The 1,213-nt window shown below is 66.4% G+C and carries 1 protein-coding gene; it reads left to right on the plus strand.

Annotated features, from left to right (window positions below; translation table 11 throughout):
- On the plus strand, positions 1 to 1,132 hold a 1,132-nt coding region (locus UK23_RS42675; RefSeq protein WP_045317531.1), incomplete at its 5' end, for a glycoside hydrolase family 92 protein.
- Between the last annotated feature and the right edge of the window lie 81 nt (positions 1,133 to 1,213).

A 1,213-nucleotide genomic window follows, 5' to 3' on the forward strand; every position in this document is an offset into this window, starting at 1 on the left:
ATATCGTGCCCACACCCAGCTCCTGGCTCTCCTCGAACCGCAGGTGGCCGGCGACTACGCGCAGTCGTTGCTGAACCTGGCGTTGCAGAACGGCGGTGTCTGGGACCGCTGGGTCCACGTCAACGGAGCGACGCACGTGATGACCGGCGATCCGTCCGCTCCGGCCATCGCGGGCATGTATGCCATGGGAGCTCGGAACTTCAACGTCAAGGCCGCGTACGACTCGCTGCTGCGCCAGGCCACCGTTCCGCATCCGGACGGACTGTCCGACAAGGGGTGTCCCGGCCAGTGCGAAGGGCAGCGGCCGAATCTCGCCGAGTACCTCAGGCTCGGCTACGCCCCTCAGGACACCTGCCACTGCTGGGGCGGTGCCGCTGAGACCCTTGAGGATGCGGTGGCGGACCAGGCGCTCGCCGATCTGGCTCGCAGGTTGGGACAGCCTGGCGAGGAGTTGCAGAAGCGTGCGGGCTGGTGGCGCAACACGTTCAACCCCGCCACCGGTTACCAGCAGGCGCGCAAGGCCGATGGCAGTTGGGTGACGCCGTTCAACCCCGCGTCCGACCTCGGCTTTGCGCAGGGGAGCAGTGCGACCTACACGTGGATGGTTCCGCACGACGTCCAGGGGCTTGCCGAAGTCATGGGTGGCAAGGATGTCGCGGCTGCTCGGCTCGACGCGTTCTTCCACCGGGCTGATGGGTCGTGGGCCACTGGTGGTGACGCACTTCGGTACGACCCGACCAATGAGCCTGGCATTCACACGCCGTGGATCTACAACGAGCTCGGGAAGCCTCGGCGGACTCAGGAGACCGTGCGGGCGATGGCTCGGCTCGTTTACCGCACTGGTCCTGGTGGGCTGCCTGGTAACGATGATCTTGGCACGATGTCCGCCTGGTATGTGTTCGCGGCGCTTGGGCTGTACCCGCGTACGCCCAGCAGTGCTGAGTTGCACGTGTCGAGTCCGATGTTCCCGAAGGCTCGGATCGTCCAGCGGGGCATCACGGTTCTTGCTCCGGGGGCTCCGAGTATTCATGTGCGGGACGTGCGGTTGGACGGTCGTCTTCAGGCCCTGCCGTGGTTGCCCGAGTCGTTCGTGCAGCGGGGTGGGGTGCTGAGGGTCGAGCTGATGGTTTGAGGGACGGCTGGTCACGTTGCGTGCGATGGCTTGCGGTTTAGGGCGCGCCTGCGGCGACCCGGCACATGCCCTCCTTCGTCG

Source organism: Lentzea aerocolonigenes (assembly GCF_000955955.1).
Taxonomy (GTDB): domain Bacteria; phylum Actinomycetota; class Actinomycetes; order Mycobacteriales; family Pseudonocardiaceae; genus Lentzea; species Lentzea aerocolonigenes_A.